Annotated in this window: 24 protein-coding genes; 15 read left to right on the plus strand and 9 right to left on the minus strand. The window is 74.7% G+C overall.

All coding sequences use genetic code 11. The features are described 5' to 3' along the window. Positions 1–103: 103 nt before the first annotated feature. Together ACGF3A_RS23250 and ACGF3A_RS23255 are read left to right on the plus strand one after the other, a co-directional pair. A complete protein-coding gene (locus ACGF3A_RS23250; RefSeq protein WP_393732174.1) occupies positions 104–1,075 on the plus strand; it encodes an RNA polymerase sigma-70 factor in 972 nt (323 codons plus the stop codon). 31 nt (positions 1,076–1,106) lie between these two features. After that, positions 1,107–1,619 (plus strand): hypothetical protein, encoded by a 513-nt coding sequence (locus tag ACGF3A_RS23255; protein ID WP_393732175.1) that lies wholly within the window; start codon positions 1,107–1,109, stop codon positions 1,617–1,619. 28 nt (positions 1,620–1,647) lie between these two features. Here the strand turns inward: ACGF3A_RS23255 and ACGF3A_RS23260 are convergent, their stop codons facing one another. Then, positions 1,648–2,244, minus strand: a complete 597-nt coding sequence (locus ACGF3A_RS23260; RefSeq protein ID WP_393732176.1) for a helix-turn-helix domain-containing protein — start codon at positions 2,242–2,244, stop codon at positions 1,648–1,650. 107 nt (positions 2,245–2,351) lie between these two features. Here ACGF3A_RS23260 and ACGF3A_RS23265 point away from each other — a divergent pair, with 107 nt between their 5' ends. The 4 genes from ACGF3A_RS23265 to ACGF3A_RS23280 all read left to right on the plus strand — a co-directional run bounded on the left by ACGF3A_RS23265 (position 2,352) and on the right by ACGF3A_RS23280 (position 5,636). Further along, entirely contained in the window at positions 2,352–3,008 is a 657-nt protein-coding gene (locus tag ACGF3A_RS23265) for a class I SAM-dependent methyltransferase (RefSeq protein WP_393732177.1), read from the plus strand. A gap of 140 nt (positions 3,009–3,148) precedes the next feature. Beyond that, on the plus strand, positions 3,149–3,511 hold the full coding sequence (locus tag ACGF3A_RS23270) for a YciI family protein (protein WP_393732178.1): 363 nt from the start codon (positions 3,149–3,151) through the stop codon (positions 3,509–3,511). A gap of 57 nt (positions 3,512–3,568) precedes the next feature. Next, positions 3,569–4,852: an RNA polymerase sigma factor gene (locus ACGF3A_RS23275; RefSeq protein ID WP_393732179.1), complete on the plus strand. Its 1,284-nt coding sequence runs from the start codon at positions 3,569–3,571 to the stop codon at positions 4,850–4,852. A 49-nt stretch (positions 4,853–4,901) separates the two neighbouring features. After that, the gene (locus ACGF3A_RS23280) at positions 4,902–5,636 is read left to right on the plus strand and encodes a GNAT family N-acetyltransferase (protein ID WP_393732180.1); all 735 of its coding nucleotides are present in this window, start codon (positions 4,902–4,904) and stop codon (positions 5,634–5,636) included. Here the strand turns inward: ACGF3A_RS23280 and ACGF3A_RS23285 are convergent. Then, positions 5,602–6,978, minus strand: coding sequence for an erythromycin esterase family protein (locus ACGF3A_RS23285; protein WP_393732181.1), 1,377 nt, complete (start codon positions 6,976–6,978; stop codon positions 5,602–5,604). The genes ACGF3A_RS23280 and ACGF3A_RS23285 overlap by 35 nt on opposite strands. Positions 6,979–7,185: 207 nt before the next feature. Here ACGF3A_RS23285 and ACGF3A_RS23290 point away from each other — a divergent pair, with 207 nt between their 5' ends. Both ACGF3A_RS23290 and ACGF3A_RS23295 read left to right on the plus strand, forming a co-directional pair. After that, a complete protein-coding gene (locus ACGF3A_RS23290; protein WP_393732182.1) occupies positions 7,186–7,887 on the plus strand; it encodes a class I SAM-dependent DNA methyltransferase in 702 nt (233 codons plus the stop codon). Positions 7,888–7,994: 107 nt separating this feature from the next. Then, complete coding sequence (locus ACGF3A_RS23295) at positions 7,995–8,993, plus strand: aldo/keto reductase (protein ID WP_393732183.1); 999 nt, start codon at positions 7,995–7,997, stop codon at positions 8,991–8,993. Here the strand turns inward: ACGF3A_RS23295 and ACGF3A_RS23300 are convergent. After that, positions 8,957–10,189 carry an acyltransferase gene (locus ACGF3A_RS23300; RefSeq protein WP_393732184.1) on the minus strand — a complete coding sequence of 411 codons (1,233 nt, stop codon included), beginning with the start codon at positions 10,187–10,189 and terminating at the stop codon, positions 8,957–8,959. The genes ACGF3A_RS23295 and ACGF3A_RS23300 overlap by 37 nt on opposite strands. A gap of 85 nt (positions 10,190–10,274) precedes the next feature. Between ACGF3A_RS23300 and ACGF3A_RS23305 the strand changes: the two genes are divergently transcribed. After that, the gene (locus ACGF3A_RS23305; protein ID WP_393732185.1) at positions 10,275–11,336 is read left to right on the plus strand and encodes a DUF6461 domain-containing protein; all 1,062 of its coding nucleotides are present in this window, start codon (positions 10,275–10,277) and stop codon (positions 11,334–11,336) included. 50 nt (positions 11,337–11,386) lie between these two features. Here ACGF3A_RS23305 and ACGF3A_RS23310 read toward each other — a convergent pair whose 3' ends face one another. Then, positions 11,387–11,953: a histidine phosphatase family protein gene (locus tag ACGF3A_RS23310; protein WP_393732186.1), complete on the minus strand. Its 567-nt coding sequence runs from the start codon at positions 11,951–11,953 to the stop codon at positions 11,387–11,389. Between the two features lie 261 nt (positions 11,954–12,214). Between ACGF3A_RS23310 and ACGF3A_RS23315 the strand changes: the two genes are divergently transcribed. Beyond that, on the plus strand, positions 12,215–13,093 hold the full coding sequence (locus ACGF3A_RS23315; RefSeq protein ID WP_393732187.1) for a putative RNA methyltransferase: 879 nt from the start codon (positions 12,215–12,217) through the stop codon (positions 13,091–13,093). 60 nt (positions 13,094–13,153) lie between these two features. Here ACGF3A_RS23315 and ACGF3A_RS23320 read toward each other — a convergent pair whose 3' ends face one another. Both ACGF3A_RS23320 and ACGF3A_RS23325 read right to left on the minus strand, forming a co-directional pair. After that, positions 13,154–14,320: a macrolide family glycosyltransferase gene (locus tag ACGF3A_RS23320; RefSeq protein ID WP_393732644.1), complete on the minus strand. Its 1,167-nt coding sequence runs from the start codon at positions 14,318–14,320 to the stop codon at positions 13,154–13,156. Between the two features lie 206 nt (positions 14,321–14,526). Further along, on the minus strand, positions 14,527–15,981 hold the full coding sequence (locus ACGF3A_RS23325; protein WP_393732188.1) for a PLP-dependent aminotransferase family protein: 1,455 nt from the start codon (positions 15,979–15,981) through the stop codon (positions 14,527–14,529). On the opposite strand from ACGF3A_RS23325, the gene ACGF3A_RS23330 reads away from it, so the two are divergent. From ACGF3A_RS23330 to ACGF3A_RS23350, 5 genes are all read left to right on the plus strand, one after another. After that, positions 15,980–16,993 (plus strand): DMT family transporter, encoded by a 1,014-nt coding sequence (locus tag ACGF3A_RS23330; protein ID WP_393732189.1) that lies wholly within the window; start codon positions 15,980–15,982, stop codon positions 16,991–16,993. The genes ACGF3A_RS23325 and ACGF3A_RS23330 overlap by 2 nt on opposite strands. 141 nt (positions 16,994–17,134) lie before the next feature. Next, complete coding sequence (locus tag ACGF3A_RS23335) at positions 17,135–17,326, plus strand: DUF1918 domain-containing protein (protein ID WP_393732190.1); 192 nt, start codon at positions 17,135–17,137, stop codon at positions 17,324–17,326. 101 nt (positions 17,327–17,427) lie between these two features. Next, positions 17,428–18,300: a 3-hydroxybutyryl-CoA dehydrogenase gene (locus tag ACGF3A_RS23340; RefSeq protein ID WP_393732191.1), complete on the plus strand. Its 873-nt coding sequence runs from the start codon at positions 17,428–17,430 to the stop codon at positions 18,298–18,300. Positions 18,301–18,337: 37 nt separating this feature from the next. Further along, entirely contained in the window at positions 18,338–18,952 is a 615-nt protein-coding gene (locus ACGF3A_RS23345) for a TlpA family protein disulfide reductase (protein ID WP_393732192.1), read from the plus strand. Positions 18,953–19,015: 63 nt separating this feature from the next. Further along, the gene (locus tag ACGF3A_RS23350) at positions 19,016–19,309 is read left to right on the plus strand and encodes a putative quinol monooxygenase (RefSeq protein WP_393732193.1); all 294 of its coding nucleotides are present in this window, start codon (positions 19,016–19,018) and stop codon (positions 19,307–19,309) included. A 21-nt stretch (positions 19,310–19,330) separates the two neighbouring features. On the opposite strand, the gene ACGF3A_RS23355 is transcribed toward ACGF3A_RS23350, so the two are convergent. The 3 genes from ACGF3A_RS23355 to ACGF3A_RS23365 form a co-directional block, all read right to left on the minus strand. Beyond that, on the minus strand, positions 19,331–20,242 hold the full coding sequence (locus ACGF3A_RS23355) for a phosphotransferase enzyme family protein (RefSeq protein WP_393732194.1): 912 nt from the start codon (positions 20,240–20,242) through the stop codon (positions 19,331–19,333). 32 nt (positions 20,243–20,274) lie between these two features. Next, positions 20,275–20,811 (minus strand): potassium channel family protein, encoded by a 537-nt coding sequence (locus tag ACGF3A_RS23360; RefSeq protein WP_393732195.1) that lies wholly within the window; start codon positions 20,809–20,811, stop codon positions 20,275–20,277. A gap of 89 nt (positions 20,812–20,900) precedes the next feature. After that, complete coding sequence (locus ACGF3A_RS23365; RefSeq protein ID WP_393732196.1) at positions 20,901–22,181, minus strand: PP2C family protein-serine/threonine phosphatase; 1,281 nt, start codon at positions 22,179–22,181, stop codon at positions 20,901–20,903. Positions 22,182–22,221: the final 40 nt, after the last annotated feature.

Below are 22,221 nucleotides of genomic sequence, written 5' to 3' on the forward strand. Positions count from 1 at the left end.
CCGGGGTGACGATGATGGCGGAGGTGGCGGAGGGCCGCGGCTTCTCCGAAGCCGAAGCCGAAGCCGAGGCCGGGCGGGAACAGGGATTCCGGGAGGGACTGACGTGACGGACGCGACCAGGACAGCGGAGTTCGAGGAGCTGCGGCCCCTGCTCTTCTCGATCGCCTACCGGATCCTCGGCAGCGTCACCGAGGCCGAGGACGCGGTCCAGGACGCGTGGCTGCGCTGGGAGGCCACCGCGACGCGGCCCGACTCGACCAAGGCGTTCCTCTCCGCCGTGGTCACCCGGATCTCGATCGACGTGCTGCGCTCGGCGCGCGTCCGGCGGGAGGAGTACGTCGGACCCTGGTTCCCCGAACCGCTGCTGGAGGACCCGTACCAGGACCCGGAGCGCTCGGCGGAGCTGGCCGACTCGCTGTCGATGGCGGCGCTGCTCCTGCTGGAGCGGCTGAGCCCGCTCGAACGCGCGGTCTTCGTGCTCCGCGAGGTCTTCGGCTTCGGCTTCCCGGACATCGCCTCGGCCGTGGACCGCTCCGAGGCGGCCTGCCGCCAGCTCGCCGTACGGGCGCGCCGTCACATGGACGCGGGCCGCCCCCGGTTCGAGGCGGACCGTGAGGAACGCGAGGAGCTGGCCGGACGGTTCTTCGACGCCTTCCGGGAGGGGGACGTCGACGGGCTGCGCGAACTCCTCTCCGCCGACGTCCAGATGGTCGGCGACGGCGGCGGCAAGGCCCCGCAGTGGGCCCGGGCCATCGTCGGCCCCGACAAGGTGTCCCGGATCCTCATCTCGCTCACCGAGCCGTTCGAGAGCGTCGGCGTCACGGTGGAACCGCTCCGGATCAACGGCCAGCCGGGCGCCCTCTTCCGCGACCGGGACGGCCGGATCCTCAACGCCTTCACGCTCGACATCCTCGACGGGCGGGTCCAGACGATCCGCTCGGTCATCAACCCCGACAAGCTCGGGCACATGGGCCCGGTGGCGGACGCCTGGGCGCTCACCCGCGAGGCGAACCGGGCACGCAGGCAGCAGCACCCCGGACCCCGGGGCGAGCCCGATGACGGGCCCCAGGACTGAGCGTTCCGAAGGGGGCACATAAGCTCCCGGCATGCCGAACGAGCACCGGATGCCGGGGTCCTTCGAGGACCGGCTGGCGGTCGTGGACGCGCTGTGCGCGCTGCCGTTCCCCGAGCGGGAACTGACGCCCGGGAAGAGCGGCCGGTGGGGCGGGCCCGGATACCACCTGGCCGTGCTCCACGAGAGCCGGGACTTCTGGGACGACCGGGGCGTGGAGCTGCTGGAGGCCGCCGAACTGGAGGCCGAAGAGGTCCTCGCCTCGCTGGCCGCGCCGCTGACCGCCCGCTGGGGCGCACCCGTGACGGTCGGGCTGTGGCCGTACCTCGGGCTCGACGCGCCGTACGGGGAGGGACCGGAGGCCGTGCGCGAACCGCCCGAGCCGCCCGAGCCGCTGGGCTTCCTGGCCGGGGTCGCGGGCAGCATGCGCGTATGGCGGCCGCCGTCCTCGGGCCGGTGGCTGGCGCTGACCGTCGGCCAGGCCGATCCGGAGTGGCCCTTCCAGCTCCTCGCCGCGGTCGGCGAGAACGCCGCGCTGCCGGAGTGACGGTTCAGGGGACAGTTCAGGAGACGGTTCAGGAGGCGGCGGGCCTCACCCGTACGTGCATGCGCTCGCCCTGGGCGCCGTACAGGGCGAGGAACTCCACCGGCCGGTCACCGGCGTTGGCGAAGCCGTGCGGAGTACGGGTGTCGAACTCCGCGGCCTCGCCCGCCGAGAGGACGAGATCGTGCTCGCCCAGCGCGAGCAGAAGGCGCCCCGAGAGGACGTACAGCCACTCGTACCCCTCGTGCATGCCCTGCTCGGGGCGGGTGCCCGCCGGGGTCTCGGGGGCGACGGGGAGGATCTGCTTGTAGGCGTGCAGGCCGCCGAGGTGGCGGGTCAGCGGGATCCACGTCTTGCCGTGCCGGGTGAACGGGCGGGGGTGGATGCGCGGATCGCCGGTCTGCGGCGCCCCGACGAGCTCGTCGAGCTGCACCCCGTACGCCTTCGCCAGCGGCAGCAGCAGCTTCAGGGTCGGCTCGCGACGGCCCGCCTCCAGCCGGGAGAGGGTGCTCAGCGAGACTCCGGTCTCCTCGGCGAGCTGGGCCAGAGTGATGCCGCGCCCCTTCCGCAGGCTCCGCAGCCGGGGGCCGACGGCGTCGAGCACGGGGGCCAGATCGTCTTCGCTCATCCCTCCATTTGCCGTTACGGCAAATATCTTTGTCAAGCGGTCGGAGCGGACGCACGGTTGCCTCGAACCCTCCCGTACGGCGGAAGACACGACGAAAGGCACGCACGATGACCCAGGACGACCTCACCCCCGACTCCGCCGAGGAGTTCTGGGACGAGCGCTACGGCCAGAACGGACAGCTGTGGAGCGGCGAGCCCAACGCCGCGCTCGTCCGCGAGACCGAGGGCCTCTCCCCCGGCGCCGCCCTCGACCTGGGCTGCGGGGAGGGCGGCGACGCGATCTGGCTGGCCCGCCAGGGGTGGCGGGTCACCGCCACCGACCTCTCCCGCGTCGCGCTCGGCCGCGCGGCGGAGCACGCGGCCGGGGCCGGGGCACGGGTCGCGGACCGGATCGACTGGCAGCACCACGACCTCGGCAGCTCGTTCCCCACCGGCTCCTACGACCTGGTGTCAGCCCAGTTCTTCCACTCCCTGCACGAGATGCCGCGCGAGGAGATCCTGCGCCGGGCCGCCGAGGCGGTCGCGCCCGGCGGGGTGCTGCTGGTCGTCGGCCACATGGGCTTCCCGTCCTGGGAGACCGAGCCGCACCCCGGCATCGCGTTCCCCACCCCGCAGGAGGTGCTGGCCTCCCTCGCGCTGGAGGACGGGCCCGGCGGGGAGTGGGACGTACTGGTGTGCGACACCCACGAGCACCCGGCGACCGCCCCGGACGGGCAGCCCTCCTCCCGCGTCAACTACACGGTCAAGACGCGCCGCCGCCCCTGACGCTGGAGGCTCCCGGCGGCTCCGGAGGCCCCTCGGAAAAATCTTCGGGAAAATCCGTGGGACGTGTCGATCCGGCCGCTGCCCGTTCGACGCAGGGGTGAGAGCGGGGAACGGCCCCGCTCCACGACCGAGGAGTCACCATGCCGCGCTTTCTCACGCTGATCCGTATCGAGGAGAACAACCTGCCCTCCGACAACCCGCCGGACTTCGAGGAGCGCGCGGGCAAGCTGTTCGAGGAGATCAACAAGGCCGGGGTCATGCTCGACACGGGCGGCCTCACCCCCACCGCCGAGGGCACCCGCGCCTCCTGGACCGGCGGCAAGGTCAGCTGGACCGACGGGCCGTTCACCGAGACGAAGGAGGTCGTCGGCGGCTACTCCATCGTCCAGGCCAAGGACAAGGCCGAGGCGCTGGAGTGGACCCGGCGGTTCCTGGAGATCCACCCGCCGGAATGGAACATCACGGCGGAGGTCCGCGAGATCTCGGACGACGCCGGCTGCTGACGGCCTGCCGACGCCCGCGCTTGTCCGGGGCCCGTCCCCCTGGTCTGATGGGTGCCCGTGACGAACGCGAGCCCAGGCAGCAGCACAGGTGAGACGGTCGAGACCGTCGAGACCGTCTTCCGTATCGAGTCCCCCCGGATCATCGCCGGGGTCACCCGGATCGTGCGGGACGTGGGCATCGCCGAGGAGCTGGCGCAGGACGCGCTGGTCGCCGCGTTGGAGCAGTGGCCGGAGTCGGGCGTACCGGAGAAGCCGGGCGCCTGGCTCATGGCCACCGCCAAGCACCGCGCGATCGACCTCGTACGCCGCAGGGAGACCTACGCCCGCAAGCTCGCCGAGGTCGGCAGGGCCCTGGAGGACGTGCCTGAGCCGGGCCCCGGGGACGTCGACGACCCGGACGCGGACGGCATCGACGACGACCTGCTGCGGCTCATCTTCACGGCCTGCCACCCCGTGCTGCCCACGCAGGGCCGGATCGCGCTGACCCTGCGGCTGCTGGGCGGGCTGACGACGGAGGAGATCGCCCGCGCGTTCCTCGCGGGCGAGGCCACGGTCGCCCAGCGCATCGTCCGCGCGAAGCGGACCCTCGCCCGGGCCGGGGTGCCCTTCGAGGTGCCCTGCGGCGACGACCGCGAGGCCCGGCTCTCCTCCGTGCTGGAGGTCATCTACCTCGTCTTCAACGAGGGCTACTCCGCGACCGCGGGCGACGACCTCGTCCGCCCGGCGCTCTGCGAGGACGCGCTGCGCCTCGCCCGTGTGCTGGCGGGCCTGATGCCCGAGGAGCCCGAGGTCCACGGGCTGGCGGCGCTGCTGGAGCTCCAGGCGTCCCGCGTCCCCGCCCGTACGGGGGCCGACGGCGAACCGGTGCTGCTCGCCGACCAGAACCGCGCCCGCTGGGACCGGCTGCTGATGCACCGCGGCATCGAGGCCCTGCGCCGCGCGGGCACGGCCCTGTCCGGCCCGTACGCCGTCCAGGCCGCCATCGCCGCCTGCCACGCCCGCGCCGTCCGCTACGAGGAGACGGACTGGGCGACGATCGCCGCGCTCTACGGCCGCCTGATGACGCTGACGCCGTCCCCCGTCGTCGAGCTGAACCGCGCGGTCGCCGTCTCGATGTCCGAGGGCCCGGCCGCCGGGCTCCCCCTGGTCGACGCGCTCGCGGACGAACCGGCCCTCAAGGACTACCACCTGCTCCCCAGCGTCCGCGGCGACCTCCTGGCCCGCCTGGACCGCCCCGCCGAGGCCCGCGCCGAGTTCACCCGCGCCGCCGGCCTGACCCGCAACACCCGCGAACGCGCCCTCCTCCTACGCCGAGCGGCCCACCTGCCGGAAGGCCGGTGAACCCGGGGGCGGAACCGGCTCCTTCCCCGTGTCCCGTTAGCCTCGCGCCATGTTCACCGACGAGCTCCGTGACACACGGCTGCTGACCCTGGAGATCGACGCGATCCACGGCCTCGTGCCGGGGGCGGGCGAGGGCGACGGCGGCTTGCCTCGGGTCAGGGACGGGGCCGTGCGGGCTGTGTGGGCCGGGTCGTCGCGGGCCAGTGTGCTGGCGCTCGGGGCCGGGGTCCCCGCGCCGCCGCGGTCCGAGGGCTCGGGGGAGGCGGAGGCGGAGGCGCCCGGCGAGCCGCCCGCCGTGCTGCTGCGGCTCGCCGCGGAGCTCGGCGGGGCCCGTCCGGCGACGGTGGAGGGCGGGCCCTCGTTCGTGTTCCCCGAGCGGCTCGCCCCGCGCGCGACGGCGCCGCTGCCCCTGCTCGTCTCCGACGCCGAGGGCCGCCGGGCCGCCGGGCGGCTGAGGCGGCCGGGGAACTGGGAGCCGGACGAGTGGGCGGAGCTGGTGCGGGGCGGGCTCGGGTCCTGGACGATGGCCGTGCACGGCGAGGAGCCGGTGTCGATCTGCCACACGCCCGCCTCCAACGCGGCCTCGGCGGAGGCCGGGATCTGGACGCGGGCCGACTTCCGGGGCCGCGGACTCGCCCCGGCCGCCGTCGCGGCCTGGGCGGCGCTCGAACGCCCCGCGCGGGAGGTGCTCTTCTACAGCACCTCCGCCGGCAACGCCGCCTCCCGCTCCGTCGCGCGCACCCTCGGCCTCACCCCGCTCGGCTGGATCTGGCGCCTGCGCTGAGCGGCGGCTGCTCCCCCAGCGGACGCGCCGCGCGGAACGCGTGGAGGTGGACCAGGACGTCGTGCCCGCGCCCCAGCACGTACGGGCGGTACGGGTCGCCGGGCGGGCCCACGTCGCGGGTGGGGCGGGAGGTGTGGAGCCAGGCGCGGGCCACGGGCGGCGCGGTACGGACGTCGAGCAGGAAGTTCCCGCCGGGCAGCGCCGCGCCCGCCTCGTCGAGCGTGGCCTCGCTGCTGCCCGCACGGGGCGCGCCGTGCGTCTCCGTCTGCCAGCGGCCTTCACCGTCCGGCACGGTGGAGGTGCCGCTGCCGAAGGTCGTGCCGACGCTGAGATAGTCCCGGCCCAGCGCGCGCCGCAGGTACGCGCCTTGGGTCTCCGGGTAGTGCCCGGGGTCGTACGTCTCGTACGCGGTGTGGCCGTTGTGCGCGGAGAGCAGGACCTTGCCGCCGGTGTGCCGGTGCCACCAGGCGGTGTTGAGGGCCATCAGCTCGTCGCGGTAGCGCATCGCCTCCCGCGTCTCGCCGGGGTCCTTCAGGTCGTACGAGAGCAGCGTGGCCGTCTGTGCGATCACGCGGGCGTGCTGGACGGCCCAGGTGTGCGCGTCGCGCGTGTCGTGCCGCGCGGCGAGTCGCCGTACCGCGGCCCGCGCCCGTTCCGCCAGCGCGCGGCGGCGGGGGCCGGGCAGGGCGCTGAAGGACTCCGTCGTGGCGTGGGCGCGCAGCTCGCGGTGGAGCGGGCCGAACACGCGCCGCAGCTCCGGGTGGTGGCGGGCCACATGCCGCTCCACGTACGTGAACAGGGCGCCGTCGATACGCGGATGGCACAGGTCGTTGCCCATGAACCGGACGGGTGCCTCGGGGTGGCGGACGTTGTGGGCCCGCATCCAGGTGAGGAGGGAGCGGTACTCCTCGACGTACCAGGGCCACGCCCCGCCCCCGAGCTCCCGCTCCATCAGCGCCCCGAGGTCGCCCTCGCCGGTCCGTACATACGCGTCGAGGCGCAGGCCCGCGCCCCAGCCGGTCTCCAGCGCGAAGGTGGTGAAGCCCTTCTCCTCGACGAGGTAGCGGAAGACGCGGTGCTTGAGCGTGAACATCTCGTGCGCCCCGTGCACCGCCTCGCCGAGCGCGACGACGGGCACCTCGCCGAGCGCCGCGCCCAGCGGCCGCAGGTCGCCGAGCGGCCCGTGCGGGGAGGTCGAACGGAGGGGCCGCGCGGCACGGGTGAGCGCGGCGACGACACCGCCACCCCCGGTGGCCGTGGCGCGGGCGACCCCCGGCACGGCGGCGCCGAGCGCGAGCGCGGGAAGGGTGGCGAGCAGCGCACGCCGTGGGACGGAGGACATCGGGCGACTCCCGTCGCGGAAGGGGGCAGGGGCAGCGGTCGTTCGGTCGTGCCGTCGTACGGTCGTTCCTCAGCCTCCGCCGCCCGGGCCGCCCGCGCGATCCGGCCAGCTGCCGTACGGGGGTAGTGCCAGCCCCCGTACGCGGGCCCGCGCGGCGCCCCGAAATTCCGTCGCCCCGCCCGGTGACGAGCGGTGATACTCGCCCGCATGCCTGATTTCACAGACTTCGACAGCCGCGGCTACCGCACCGTGGACGTGGCCACCGGCTACGGCCAGTGGGTCGGCACGTACGAGGACACCGTCGAGGACGCGATGGACATCGCCCTCCTCGACGAACTCGCCGTGCCCGCCTGGGGATCCGTGCGCCGCGCCGCCGACCTGGGCTGCGGCACGGGCCGTACGGGCGCCTGGCTGCGCCGCCACGGCGTGCCGTCGCTCGACGGCGTGGACCTCACCCCCGAGATGCTCGACAAGGCGCGCGAGCGGGGCGCCCACGACAGCCTCACCGAGGGCGACGTACGCGCCACGGGCCTGGAGAGCGGCGCCTACGACCTGGTGATCTCCTCGCTCATCGACGAGCACCTGCCCGACCTGCGCCCCTACTACGAGGAGACCTGGCGGCTCGCGGCACCGGGCGCCGCCTGTGTGGTGATCGCCTTCCACCCGCACTTCATCATGACCTCGGGCATGCCCACCCACTTCACCAGCGAGTCCGGGGAGTCCATCGCGATCGCCACCCACATCCACCTGCTCAGCGACCACGTCACGGCGGGCCTCGCGGCCGGGTGGCGGCTGGCGGAGATGCGCGAGGGCGTCGTGGACGAGCGCTGGCTCGCCGTGAAGCCGAAGTGGGAGAAGTACCGCGGCCACCCCGTCTCGGCGGCGCTGGTGTGGCGCAGGGACGGCTGAGCGGGACCGTCCGTCGCGTTTGCGTTCGAGTGCGCTCCAGCTCGTACGGTCGGGCCACGATCATCCCCCGACCAGGCGGTTCTCACCGGCCGCCAGGAGGCAGCACCATGTCCCCTCTCCTGACCAGTCTCCCGATCCGGCACCTGGGCACGCTGGCGGTCTCCGCGCAGGGGCTCGGCTGCATGGGGATGAGCCACGGCTACGGTTCCTCGGACGACGCGGAGTCGGCCACCACGCTGCGCCGCGCCCTCGACCTGGGCGTCACTCTCTTCGACACCTCCGACTTCTACGGCGGCGGCCACAACGAGGAGCTGCTCGGCCGGGCGCTGGCGGGGCGCCGGGACGAAGCGGTGATCGCGACCAAGTTCGGCTTCGCCAACCGGCTCGGCGAGCCGACCGAGATCCGCGGCGACGCGGCGTACGTCCGGCAGGCGTGCGAGGCGTCGCTGCGGCGGCTCGGCACCGACCACATCGACCTCTACTACCAGCACCGCGTGGACCCCGACGTGCCCATCGAGGAGACGGTCGGCGCGATGGCGGAGCTGGTCCGGGAAGGCAAGGTGCGCCACCTCGGGCTCTCCGAGGCGGGCGCCGCGACGATCCGCCGGGCCCACGCGGTCCACCCGGTCAGCGCGCTGCAGAGCGAGTGGTCGCTGTGGAGCCGCGACCTGGAGGAGGAGATCGCGCCGGTCTGCCGCGAACTCGGCATCGGGCTCGTCCCGTTCTCGCCGCTGGGGCGCGGCTTCCTGACCGGGCGTTACACCTCGGTCGAGGGCATGGCGGAGAGCGATGTGCGCCGCACCCAGCCGCGTTTCGCCGACGGCAACCTGGAGCGGAACCTCGCGATCGTCGACAAGCTGCACGAGCTGGCCGCCGGGAAGGGCGTGACCGCCGGGCAGCTCGCGCTCGCCTGGGTGCAGCACCGGGGCGAGGACGTCGTGCCGATCCCGGGCACGCGCCGCGAGAAGTACCTCGCGGAGAACCTGGCAGCGCTCGGCCTCGCCCTCTCCCCCGACGACCTGGCCGCGATCGACGCGGCGGCCCCGCGTGAGGCCGTCGCGGGCGGCCGCTACGACGAGGGCGCGCTCCGCTTCGTCAACCGCTGAGACGGCTGGGGCCGCTCGGAACGGCCGGTCCGCATCCCGAAGAGGAACCGGGTGACGGGCGTACGGCGCACGAGCAGTTCGTACGCGGCGAACGTCCCGGCGAGCGAGGCGGCCACGATGAGCAGGTACTTCACCGCCATCGGCGCCTCCAGCCCCACGACGCCGTAGGCCACGGCGACGACGATCGGCTGGTGCAGCACGTAGAGCGGCAGCACGGCCGCGCCGAGATATCCGTAGAACCGCCGCCCCCGCGCGCCACCACCGGGCGCGGGGGCGGCGGCCCTGCGCGCCGCGCGGCGGTCGAGCAGTCCGAGGATCGCCACGAGCCAGCACCAGCCCGCCGCTCCGTAGGCCGTACGGCCCGCCAGCGCGACAGCTGTCATGTCGACAAAGGGATCGTCCTGCGTCATGAACCCGGGCAGCGCCGCGACGAACAGCGCGAGCCCGAGCGCCGCCGCGAGCCCCGCGTCCCGGCGCATCGCCTCGCGCAGCCGGGAGTCGGCGGCGAGCGCGAACCCGTAGAGGAAGAAGAGCAGGTACGCCCAGCGGTGCCAGCCGCCGTAGCTCTCCTCCAGGCCGAGCAGCGCGCTGACCACGGCGAGCGGCAGCGCGGGGAGCAGCACGGCGCCGCGCCGCCGCTCGGCGAGGGAGCCGGACCAGTCGCGCGCCGCCCGCGCGTGCCCGCGCGGCAGCCAGCGTACGAGCGGCGCGAGCAGCAGCGAGAAGGCCAGCAGCAGCACGACGAACCAGAGGTGCCCGGTCTCGAACACCTCGCCCTGCACGACGAACGGGAACTCCTCCGGCGCGAACCGTACGTCGTAGTAGCGCGGCAGGAAGGCGAGGTACGACTCGTGAGAGCCGGGGTCGGCCGCCCGTTCGCGCAGCCACTGCGGCAGCGGCAGCATCGTCAGCTCGGCGAAGAGCAGCGGCACGGCCAGCCGCAGCAGCCGCTCCCGGACGAACCCGGCGACGCCGCGCCGCCGCAGCGAGTACCAGGCGCCCAGCCCGGCGGCGAGGAAGAGCATGGGCATCGCCCAGACGACCCCGAGCCCGGCGCCGATCGTCGTGGCGTCGGTGGTCTGCCCGTTCTTGACGTAGAAGTCGTCGCGCGAGTCGAAGACGAGCGCGGAGTGGAAGAAGACGAGCCCGATGACGACCAGGGCCCGCAACGCGTCCAGCTCGGTCCGCCGCTCCATGGCCCCTCCCCCGTGTCCCCCGTGCGCGTTCCGCGCGTACCCACCACCGTGCCCGGACGACGGGGGAACGGCCATACTCGGGGCCATGACCGACGGCACGGACATCGGATACGACGGACCGCTCGACGGGCTTCTCGACGAGTTGGGGCTCGACCAGGACGCGTGCGTCACGGCGGTCGCCGGTACGGGCGGGAGCGCGGACGAGGATGAGGTGATCCGGCGCTTCGGCGGCGATCCGGACGCGGCCGAGGAGATGCGCCTGGACGAGGAGTTCGGGGACCGGGCCGACCTCTCCGAGCGGCAGCTCATCGCCGTGTCGACGGCCGGGGACGCGGTGGTCGTCGTCGAGTACGGCGGCTTCCAGGGCGTACGCGAGGAGGTGCTGCGCCCCCTGTCCCGACTGGGCGACGGGCGAGCCGCCGGGGCGTACTGGAACATGGACGCGCTGTCCGAACTCGCCCTGGCCGAGGGCGGATTCGTCCTCTCCTCCTTCGAGATGCTGATGCCGGAGCAGCGGCACGGGAAGCGCCCCGAGGCGTGGGACGCCCATCTGGCGGGGCTCGCCTTCGGCGCCGGGGAGAGCTGGGGGAACGGCGTGGCAGCCGTGGCGCGGGCGACCGGGGCCCGGCTGGACGCCGCGTGGGCGGCGGGCCCGCACCGCGTGGTCGCGGTCGACGAGGTGCCCGAGGCCGTGCTGCCGCAGGGGCTGGAGGAGTCGCCGCTGCTGGGCGAGGAGCCGTTCGCCCGGTACCTCGCCGGGCTGGGGCCCGGCATGACGGCGGAGATGGAGCGGGACGCGGTCGAACTGGCGGCGGTCCACCGCGGGCTCGCCCGCGAACCCCTGTACACGCTCACCCTCGCCGTGCTCGACGGCTGCGGACCGCCGGAGGGGCGCGAGGGGCTGCGCGCCGAGCTGGCCGCCGCGTACGCCGCCGAACGGCACGGCGGCTCCGGAGGCCGCGCGGAGATCTGGCAAGTGCTCGGCGATCTGCTCGCACGGGACGCGGGAGCGGGCCCGAGCGCCGGTCCGCCGCCGATGTTCCTCCTCACCCGGGCCATGACGACCAGCGAGGACACCGAGGAGACGCGCCGCTTCTGGCTGCTGCACGCCCTGCACGGGGCGGCGGAGCGCGCCGGACGGGCATGAGCACGGCCCTGGTCAGACCGTTCAGGCCATTCAGACCGGTTCAGACCGGTTCAGACCAGGTGGACGCTCCACTCCCCCGGCCGCCCCGTCACGGTCAGGGCCGAGAGGGACTGGGGTTCCACCCGCCAGTACGCGTGGGGCGGCGCCTTGAGCACGTAGCAGAGCGCGGCCCGTACGACCGAGGGTTCGGCCACGGCGACGGCCCAGCCGCCGTCCTGCACGGGGCGCGTGTCCAGCCAGGCGCCGATGCGCTGGATGAACGCGAGGAGCGATTCGCCGCCGTGCGGCGCGGCCCGCGGGTCCGAGAGCCACAGGTCGACGGCGTCCGGCTCCTGGGCCGTGACCTCCTGGAGCGTACGGCCGCGCCAGCGGCCCATGTCGCAGTCGCGCAGCGCGGGCTGCGCGAGCGGCGTCAGGCCCAGCACCTCGCCGGTCTCGCGGCAGCGCGCGGACGGCGAGCAGTAGCGCAGCTCGGCGGCGGCCAGGTGCGCGAGCGCCGGGATCATCCGCTGCACCTCCTGCCAGCCGGCGGCGTCGAGCGGACGGTCGTCGTCGAACCGCACATCGAGCACGGAGGAGCTCCGCGCGGCCGCGAGCAGCGTGAGACGAACGTGCATGGGGCGAGCGTAGAGCCGATTACTCATTAGTTCGACAGTCCGAAAGCACGTGCCACCGGCACAGAACGGACTCCCCCGGCCTCTCCGGGGCGGACAGGTGTGCGGGTAAGGTGTGACACATGCGACCTACTGGTGTTCCTCACCGCTTCCTCTGAACGGCGGCCCGCGCGCCGTCCCCTGACCGGCGCGCGCTCGTGATCCGCCGTAAGTCCGAGACCGGCGCGGCCAGTCCGCCGCGCCCGTGCCCTCAGAGGAACACCCATGTCCGCGAACTCCTCGACAGCCGTGTGCGCGCACCGCCGACGGCTGTTCTCCGTCCTGACCTGTCCGCTGTGCGGCGAGCCCTTCCGGCCCGCCGAGGGCGCCCTGCGCTGCGCGCGGCGCCACTCCTTCGACCTGGCCCGCCAGGGCCACGTCACGCTCCTGCCGGGCGGTACGCGCGCGCCCCGCGCCGACACCGCGCCCATGGTGGCGTCCCGCGCCGCCTTCCTGGAGTCCGGCCACTACGCGCCGCTCGCCCACGCCCTGGCGGAACGCGCCGCCGCGCTCCCCACCGGCCGGGACGTCGTCCTCGACGCCGGGACCGGCACCGGCCACTACCTCGCACGGATCCTCGACGCGCTCCCCGGGACCGTGGGCCTAGGGATGGACGCGTCGCCGTACGCACTGCGCCGGGCCGCCCGCGCGCACCCGCGGCTGGGCGCCGTCGGCTGGGACGTGTGGCGCCCGCTGCCCGTCCGTACGGGCTCGGTCGATCTGGTCGTGAACGTCTTCGCGCCGCGCAACGCGCCAGAGTTCCGCCGCGTCCTGCGCCCGGACGGCGCGCTGCTGGTCGTCACGCCCACGGGACGCCATCTGGCGGAGCTCCGGCGCGACCTGGGCCTGCTCTCCGTCGAGTCCGGCAAGGCGGGGCGGCTGCGCGCCTCGCTCGCCGGGGGCTTCCAGGAAGTGGACACGTTCCGGCGGGAGTTCACGCTCGACCTCGCCGACGACGACGTGGTGGACCTGGTGGCCATGGGCCCCAACGCCCACCACGTCGCCGGCCTGCCCGAGCGCGTACGCGGCCTCGCCCGTACGCCGCACGGCACGTACCGCACCACGGCGTCCTTCCGGGTCTCGGTCTTCACCCCGAGACCCTGACGCCGGGGCGGCGCCGCGGGGCGGTGCCGCAGGGCGGTGCCGCAGGGCGGTGCTACGGGGTCAGTCCGCTGAGCCCTCCCGCTCCAGCAGCTCCTCGATCAGCGAGACCGCACGCGGCGTGCCGCCCTCGGCGAGCGCGTCCGCGCGCAGTCCGCGCGCCCTGCGCGCCACCTCGGCGCTGCCCGTCAGCTCCAGGAGCGCGGCGCGCAGGGCCTCGGGGGTGGCGTCCGCGGTGTCGAGGCGGCGGGCCACGCCCAGCTCCACCAGCCGGTCGGCGTTCTGGAACTGCTCGGCGCCCTGCGGCACGGCGATCATGGGCGTGGCGGTGCTCAGGCCCTCGCTGCTGCCGCCCATGCCCGCGTGCGTGACGAACGCGTCGGCCTCCTCCAGGACCGCCAGCTGCGGCACCCAGGAGCGCACGTCGACGGAGTCGGGCACGGGCCCCAGCGCGGCGGGGTCCGTGTGCGCGCCGATCTGGAGGACGACGTGCCAGCCGGGCAGCGCGCCGAAGGCGGCCACGCAGTTGCGGTAGAACTCCGGCTGCCGGGTGTACTGCGAGCCCAGCGAGACCAGCAGTACGCGCGCGGCGCCCGCCGGACGCGTCCAGCTCTCCCGGCCCGCGCGCGGCCCGAAGCAGGGCCCGACGAACGTGACCACGTCCGTGTCCACGCGGTCGGCGTACGGCTGCATGGCGCGCGGGATCAGCGCGAGGGAGCGCCCCGGCGGGCCGCTGAAGACGTCCGGGTCCGTGGTGGTGGCGCCGCAGCGCGCCAGCCAGTCGGCGAACTTGGCCCGGTACGCGTCGGCGCCCGGCATCCGGCGGATATGCGCGGCCACCTCCTCCTCGTACCCCTTCCAGGCCACGAACGTCGGGGAGAGCTGGAGCAGCGGCCGCCCCTGCGCCTCGGCGAGCGCGCGCGCCGCGTACGCGCCGATGTCGTAGAGGTAGAGCGCGGCGGGGTCGTGGCCGTAGGCCTCCCGCAGCTGGGGCAGGGCCTGCACCGCGTCGTCGAGGAAGAGGTCGCCCGCGGCGATCGGGTCGTCCGGCCAGTCTCCGGTGGCGACGGGCAGGATCGAGCGGCAGGGGACGAACTCGGCCCCGGCGGAGGTGACGAGGTCGGCCACGGCGGGGTCGTTGGCGTAGGTCACGCGGTGGCCGCGCGCGACGAGCGCGCGCACGACCTCCAGGCTGGGCAGCACATGGCTGACGATCGGGACGCCGACCATCGCGACATGGGCACGGCGGCGTGCGGAAGTACGCACAGAGATCACTCACTTCTGGTCTGCGGATGAAAGCGGAATCGGAAACGCCACATCACCGGCGCGCGCCCCACGAGGCACGGGGCCGGGTGGAGCGGGGCCGGGAGGGGCGGACCGGGGACGGACCCCGCCGCCTTCAGCCGTAGATCGGAAGGAATGCCATGCCGCGGACCCTAACCGGTGATCCCCAGCTCGTCACACGCGTTTCTGAGCCGCCGGACGCCCTCGGTGATCTCGTTCTCCGCGGACGCGGGAGCGAAGGTCAGGCGCAGGTACGGCGCGGGGGCCTCAGCGGCGAAGTACGGGCGGCCGGGCGCGACGGCGACACCGGCGCGGAGCGCGGCGGCGGCGAGCGCGTGCTCGTCCGTACCGCCGGGGAGGCGCAGCCACAGGTGGTAGCCGCCGCGGGGCGCGTGCGCGAGGGGCAGCCCGGGCAGCTCCCCGGCGAGCGCCCCGAGCATGACGTGCCGCCGCGCCTTCAACTCGGCGGCGACGGTGCGCAGATGGCGGGCCCACGCCGGTGCGCCGACGAGTTCGAGCGCGGCCTCCTGGAGCGGGCGGGGGACGAAGAAGCTGTCGACGATCTGGATGGCCCGCAGCCGCTCCAGCGCGGGCCCGCGCGCGGCGAGGGCGCCGACGCGCAGGCTGGGCGAGGTGATCTTCGTCAGCGAGCGGATGTGCACGACCACGCCGTCGGGGTCGTCCGCGCACAGCGCGCCGGGCAGCGGGCCCGCGTCCTCGTGCGCGAGATGGCGCGCGAAGTCGTCCTCGACCACGAAGGCGCCCGCCTCGCGCGCCACGCGCAGCACCTCGGCCCGGCGCTCACGCGCGAGCACGGCCCCCGTGGGGTTCTGGAAGAGCGGCTGGCAGACGAAGACCCGCGCGCCGCTCGCCCGGAACGCCTCGGCGAGCAGCTCGGGGCGCACCCCGTCGGTGTCCACCGGTACGGGCACCGGGCGCAGCCCGGAGGCGTGCGCGACGGCGAGCATGCCGGGGTACGTGGGCGACTCGACGAGCACGGCGCCCCCCGGCGGCGCGAGGGCGCGCAGCGCGGTGGTCAGGGCGCTCTGGCCACCGGCGGTGATCAGCACGTCGGAGGGCGCGAGGAGGCCCGAGGGGCCGCCGATCTCGCGCGCGAACCAGCCCCGCAGCTCGGCCACCCCGTCCACCGGCGGCCTGCCCCAGGCCCCCGGCCGCCGCCCGGCGCGCGCGAGCGCGGCGGCGAGGGCGCGCTCGGGCTGGAGCCCGGGCGGGAGATAGCCGCCGTTCAGCTCGATGACGCCCTGCGGCGGCGCCTCCAGCGTGGTGAGCACGCCACCGGCGTCGACGCTGCGCGGCGCCTGGTCGGCGGAGGCGTCGGCGCTCAGCGCCACCTCCTGCCACGAGGTGTCGCCCCTGGCGTGCGGCGAGGGCCCGGTCCCCGCGGCGCGGAAGGCCCCGGCGCCCGGCCGCGTCACGACCAGCCCCTCCGCGACGAGCGCGGCGAGCGCGCGGGAGACGGTGACGGGACTGACCCGGTACCGCTCGACGAGCGCCCGGCTGGACGGCAGCTTCTCACCGGATGAGTAGCGGTCCAGCTCGCTCCGCAGGGAAGCGGCCAGTTCACCCACACTGCTACGCTGTTGCATGACAGCAGACGATAGCGCTATCGCCTCCGGGACGATAGCGGCACCGACGGCGGCCCCCGCGAGCGCGACAGCAAGCACCGACGCCTGTACGGGTACGAGCGCGGGCACCTGCGCGGGCACCGGCGTGGGCTCCGTCGGCGGTTCCGGCAGCGGGACCGCGCGTACCGGCGTGCTCCTCGCCGTCCTCGGCGTCGCCTTCTTCTCGCTCACCTTCCCCGCCACCGCCTGGGCCCTGGAGGGCTTCGGCCCCTGGTCGGCGACCACGCTGCGGGTCCTGTTCGCCGGGATCCTCGCGGGCGGGACGCTCGCCGTGCTGCGCGTGCCCGTCCCCGCGCGGCGGCACTGGGCGGGGCTCGCGGTCGCCGCCTCCGGCGTGGTGATCGGTTTCCCGCTGCTCACGACGCTGGCGCTCCAGACGTCCACCACGTCTCACGCGGCCGTCGTCGTGGGCCTGCTGCCGCTGACCACGGCGGTCTACTCCTCCGTCCGTACCGGCTCCCGCCCCTCGCCCCTCTTCTGGGCCGCCGCGCTCGCGGGTGCCGCCGTGGTCGTCGCCTTCGCCCTCTACCAGAGCGGCGGGGCCCCCTCGCTGGGCGACCTCTACCTGCTGGGGGCGCTGCTGGTCTGCGCCGCCGGATACGCCGAGGGCGGGCGGCTGGCCCGCGAGCTGCCCGCGCTGCACGTGATCGGGTGGGTGCTGGTGGGGTGCCTGCCGCTGGCGGCGGTCGGCACGGCCTTCGCGCTGGCGCACGAGCCCGTGCAGCTCACGGCCCACGCGGTCGCGGGGCTGGCGTGGAACGCGACGGGCTCGCAATTCCTCGGCCTGCTCTTCTGGTACCGGGCGATGGGCCTGGCCGGGGTGGCGCGGGCCAGTCAGGTGCAGCTCGCGCAGCCGCTGCTCACCCTGTTCTGGTCGGTCTTCCTGCTGGGCGAGCACCTCTCCCCCGCGGCCCCGGCGGCGGCCGTCGGCGTGCTCCTCTGCATCGCGGTGGTCCAGCGGACCCGGACCTGACCCGCACATGACCGGGACGTGACCGGGCCCGCCCGGACAGGACCAAGTGCGCACGCGCGCCGTAGACTTATCCGCACCGAACGGGTATACGGCACAGACGACACAGACGACGTACCACCTGCGAACAGGAGGGCACTCCTGATGCGAGCGAACACAGGCGACCGTCTGCTGATGCACGGACGGGTCGTGGGCCAGCACGACCGCGTGGCGGAGATCCTCGAAGTGCTGGGCACGGACGGCGAGCCGCCGTACCGCGTGCGGTTCGAGGACGGCCACGAGGCGGTGCTGTCACCGGGCCCCGACTCCGTCGTCCAGGAGCGGAACCAGCGCTGAACCCCGCCCATACGTGACCTTTCGCACCCGCCCTCCGCGCGCACCGCCCGCACCGGTAACGTCGGGCGGCGAAACCGTTGAGGATCAGCGAAAGGCACGAGGTGACGGACTCTGTAGCCGGCGTCGAACGCGTCGGAGTGGTGGGCTGTGGCCAGATGGGCGCCGGCATCGCGGAGGTGTGCGCGCGGTCCGGACTTGAGGTCATGGTCGCGGAGACCAACGGCGAGGCGCTGGAACTGGGCCGGACCCGGCTGGTGAACTCCCTCGGCAAGGCCGCCGAGCGCGGCAAGATCTCCGAGGAGGAGCGCGACGCGACCCTGGACCGGCTCTCCTTCACCACGGACCTGGGCGACTTCGCCGACCGTGACCTGGTGATCGAGGCCGTGATCGAGAACGAGGGGGTCAAGACCGAGATCTTCCAGGTGCTGGACCAGGTGGTGACCAGCCCGCACGCGATCCTGGCCTCGAACACCTCGTCCATCCCGCTGGTGAAGCTGGCCGTGGCCACGTCCCGCCCGGACCAGGTCATCGGCATCCACTTCTTCAACCCGGCGCCCGTGCAGAAGCTGGTCGAGCTGATTCCGGCCCTCACCACGAGCGACGAGACGATCAAGCGCGCGGAGGAGGCCGTCGGCAAGCTCCTCGGCAAGCACACGATCCGCGCCCAGGACCGCTCGGGCTTCGTCGTGAACGCCCTGCTGATCCCCTACCTCCTCTCCGCGATCCGCATGTTCGAGTCCGGCATCGCCAGCCGCGAGGACATCGACAACGGCATGGAGCTCGGCTGCGCCCACCCCATGGGCCCCCTCAAGCTCTCCGACCTCATCGGCCTCGACACGGTGGCCTCCGTCGCCGACTCGATGTACCAGGAGTACAAGGAAGCGCTCTACGCCGCGCCCCCGCTCCTCCAGCGCATGGTCGACGCGGGCCGCCTGGGCCGCAAGGCGGGCGCGGGCTTCTACACCTACTCCTGATCCCGTCCGCCCGCCCACCCGCCCCGATACGAGTCGCGTGACACCTCGAACTCCACGCCGCGCCACCGCCGTTCTCGTCTGCGCCGCACTCGCGGCCGCGGGAGTGGCCGGGTGCGTCGCGGAGGACGGGGAGGGCAGGGCGAGCGGGGAGAAGCGAGGGAGCGGGAGCGCCGACGGAATCACGGCCATCGCGCGCGGGGAGCGGTCCGCCGCGCCCGCGCTCAGCGCGGAGAGCGTGACCGGGCAGCGCATACGGATGAGGGACTTCCGGGGCGAGGTCGTGGTGCTCAACGTGTGGGGCTCCGCGTGCGCGCCCTGCCGCGCCGAGGCCCCCGCGCTGCGGGCCACGGCCAGGGACACGCGCGGGGACGGCGTCCGGTTCGTGGGGATCAACCGGGACCGGGACGCCGGGAACGCCCGCGGGTTCGAGCGGAAGCACAAGGTCCCCTACCCGAGCTGGTACGACCCCGACGGACAGCTCGTACGGCAGTTCCCCCGCGACATGCTGATGCCCCAGGCCATCCCCAACACCCTGGTCATCGACCGCGACGGGAAGATCGCCGTCCGTATCCTCGCGAAGGTCACGGCGGGGGACCTGCGCCGCGCGCTGAAGCCGGTGCTCGCGGAGCGGCCGTCACAGCGGGCGCGATGATTTTCGGGGCCCCTCCCGGTCTCCACTCATGACAGCACCGCCGAGCGGAGAAGGGACCCCGTCATGAGTGTGATCGTCGCCGGAGCCGTGCACGTGGCGCCGGAGGAGAGGGACCGGGTCGTCGAGGGGCACCAGGAGATCGTCGCGCGGGCCCGTGAGCACCCCGGCTGCCTGGACGTGTCGATCTCGGCCGACCCGCTGGACCCGGGGCGCGTGAACATCTACGAGTACTGGGACTCGGCCGAGACCCTCGAAGCCTGGCGGGCGGTCGCCCCCGTGCCCACCGTCCGCGCCGAGCTGACGGGCAACGAGGTCCTCAAGCACGAGGTGGCCCGCACGGGCCCGCCCTTCGACTGAGGCGTGCCCTCCGGACCGGGGTCACGGGCGCAGCTTCCCGTAGAGCTCCAAGCGCCGTTCGTGGTACGCGACGTCGTCCGCGTCCGGCTCCGCGCCCCGCGCGCGCTCCCGCTCGTACGCCGCCGACTCGCACCGCAGCCGGTGCCGGACGAGCTGGGCGACGTCCTCCTCCGCCAGCTCCCCCGCCGTGCCGCCCGCCTCGGCGTACGTACGGACGAACGCCAGCGCCTCACCCAGGTCCGTCGCCCAGGGCTCGGTGAACTCCCGTGCCGCCGTGGCCGCCTCCAGCGCGGGCGGCCCCACCATGGCCTCGTCCCAGTCGAGGACGGCGGTGAGGCGGCCGTCGCGGGCGAGGAGGTTGCCCCGGTAGTAGTCGCCGTGCAGGGCGTGGACGAGGGGCGCGCGGGCGTGGAAGGCGGCGAGCCAGCGGTCGAGCGCGGGGTCGGCGAGCGCGGGCACCGATCCCCATCCCTCCCCGCGCAGCCCCTCCTCCAGATCGCCCGGCCCGGGGCGGGCGGGGAGCCGCGCCGCCGTGTCGCGGAGGGCGTGGTGCAGCCGTCCGAGCAGCCGTGCGGCCTCGGCGCGCTGCGCGGGGTCGTCCCGGTCGGCCCAGCTCCCCTCGGCGAACGGCCATACGGAGACGGGCCGTCCGCCGACCACGGCCACCGTCGCTCCCCCGGCGGTCCGCAGCGGGGCCACCGCCTCGCTCACCCCGCCCTCGCGCGCGTCCAGGGCCACCGCGTGGCACCACTCCGCGACGTCCGGCGCGCGCCACGCGGGCCCGACGCGCACCACCACGTCCCCGAGGCGGTACGCGGCCGACTCCTCGCCCCCGTACAGCCGTTGGACCTGGGCCTCTGGGGTGGCGAGGCCCCACTCGCGGGCGACGGCCTCCAGCACGGACGGGGACAGCGGGGTGGTGGCGTACGGCATGCCCCGCACCCTACGCACGCCGCCCGCCGGGGTCAGGAGCGCGTGTCCCCGTCGCCCATGCGCCGCGTCAACTGCCGCTTCACGAAGTGCGAGGCGGCGCTCGCGGCGGCCGTGAGGAAGACGAACGTGTAGCCGATCTGGAGGAGGGTGACGAAGCGGGCCGCCTGGCTCTTCGGGGTGATGTCGCCGTAGCCGACCGTGGCGAGGGTGACGATCGTGAAGTAGAGCGCGTCCAGCCGGGTGGTGAGGCCGTCGAAGCCGCCGGGCTGCCGCGCCAGCGTGTAGTACGCGGCGGCGAAGATCAGGCTCGCCAGGCAGCTCAGCACGAGGATCCGGCTCCCCGGCCGGGTGCCGGGCCGGGCGAGGAGCGCGGCACGGATCGCGTGCAGCAGCAGCACCGTGACGGCGGACAGCGTGACCCCGAACGAGGTCCAGCTCAGCTCCGGCCGCTCCGGGCCGAACACGTCGAGGGGCAGCAGGAAGTACGCCGCGAGCGCCACAGCCCCCGCGACGGCGATCCGCGCCCAGAGGTGAAGGGGCTCCCGCTCCGGCTCTTCGTGCCTGCTCATACGTGCCTCCTCCGTAGCCGGGGAGCGACCGGCGACACGGGCCCGGCACCGGCGCCGAGCGCCCGGATCCGGCTGCCACCAGGACACGTCTATCCAGGCACCCCCGCGCCACGGACGTCCCCGTGCCCGCAGTCACTCGAAAGGGGCTGCGGACGCCGCTCCCTGCGCACCGCCAGCAGCGCGACGTCGTCGCCGAGCCGGCCGCCGGTGTGCCGCAGCAGCGCCTCCCTGACATCCTCCACCGTCCGCTCCGGATCGGCCCGCGCGCCCGCCTCGCGGAGCACGCTGTCGAGAGGGAAGAACGCCCGCCGCGTGTCGCGCGCGTCGGCCGCGCCGTCCGTGCAGAGGAACAGCCCCTCCCCCGAGCCGAGCCGCAGCCGCCTCGGCTCGGGCAGCGGGACGGGCAGCGGGAAGAGCCCGAGCGGCGGCAGCGGCTCGGCCTCCGAGATCGGGCGCGGCGAGGCCGTACGCCTGCCCTCGCGACCGTCCCCGCGCCCGGTCGCGGGCAGCCAGTACGGCCAGGGGTGCCCGCAGTTGAGGACCGAGACGACGCCGTCCGGCCGGATCTCGACGAGCAGCAGCGTCAGGAACTCCTCGCCCTCCTCGTCGCCGCCCCCGCGGCGCGTCCCCTGGAGCCGACGGCGCGCGAACCCGCGCTCCATGCGCCCGAGCACGCCGCCGAGCTCCTTCTCGTCGTACGCCGCCTCGCGGAAGGTGCCGAGGACCGCGCAGACCGTACGGATCGCCCGGAGCCCGTGCCCGCGCACGTCGCCGATGACGAGCCGCACGCCGTACGGGGTGTCCACCGCGTCGTAGAGGTCTCCGCCGACCGCCGCGCCCCGGGCCGCCGAGAGGTAGCGGGCGGCGAGCGCCAGCCCGGCCAGGCGCGGGGGCGGCGCCTGGAGCACGGCGTCCTGCGCGACGGCGGCCACCTCGCGGGCGCGCCCGAGGTCGCGCAGGAGGAGGTGGCGGCGCCCCGCGATGCGGTACCCGGCGGCGAGGGTGCCGAGCGTCGCCAGGCCGCTGACCAGCAGCCTGCCGCCCATGCCCTCGTCCTCCGGCGCCCCGGCGGCCATCGGCAGCAGCGCCAGCAGGGCGCACGCCCCGGCGAGCAGCACCCCCGCGCGGCGCCCGGTGACGGCGCAGGCCAGCGCGGGGGTGACCGCCAGCAGCGGAGGCACGTGCGCGGGCAGAAGTTCGCTGCACTCCCAGGCGAGCAGGGCCAGCACCCACAGCGCGGGTACCGCGAGTCCCACGGCACGCCGGCGCTTCTTCCCCAGCATCATGCGGACGGCCCCCTCCGGCCCGACGAGGTGGTCGGGCCCCCGTCCCGTCCAGGCCACGACCAGGACGATGGTGCGGGACGGCATGGCCCCGCAGGACCAGGCTCCGGGGTCTACTCACCCCATC

It is taken from the genome of Streptomyces sp. NPDC048172, assembly GCF_043202595.1.
Lineage (GTDB): Bacteria > Actinomycetota > Actinomycetes > Streptomycetales > Streptomycetaceae > Streptomyces.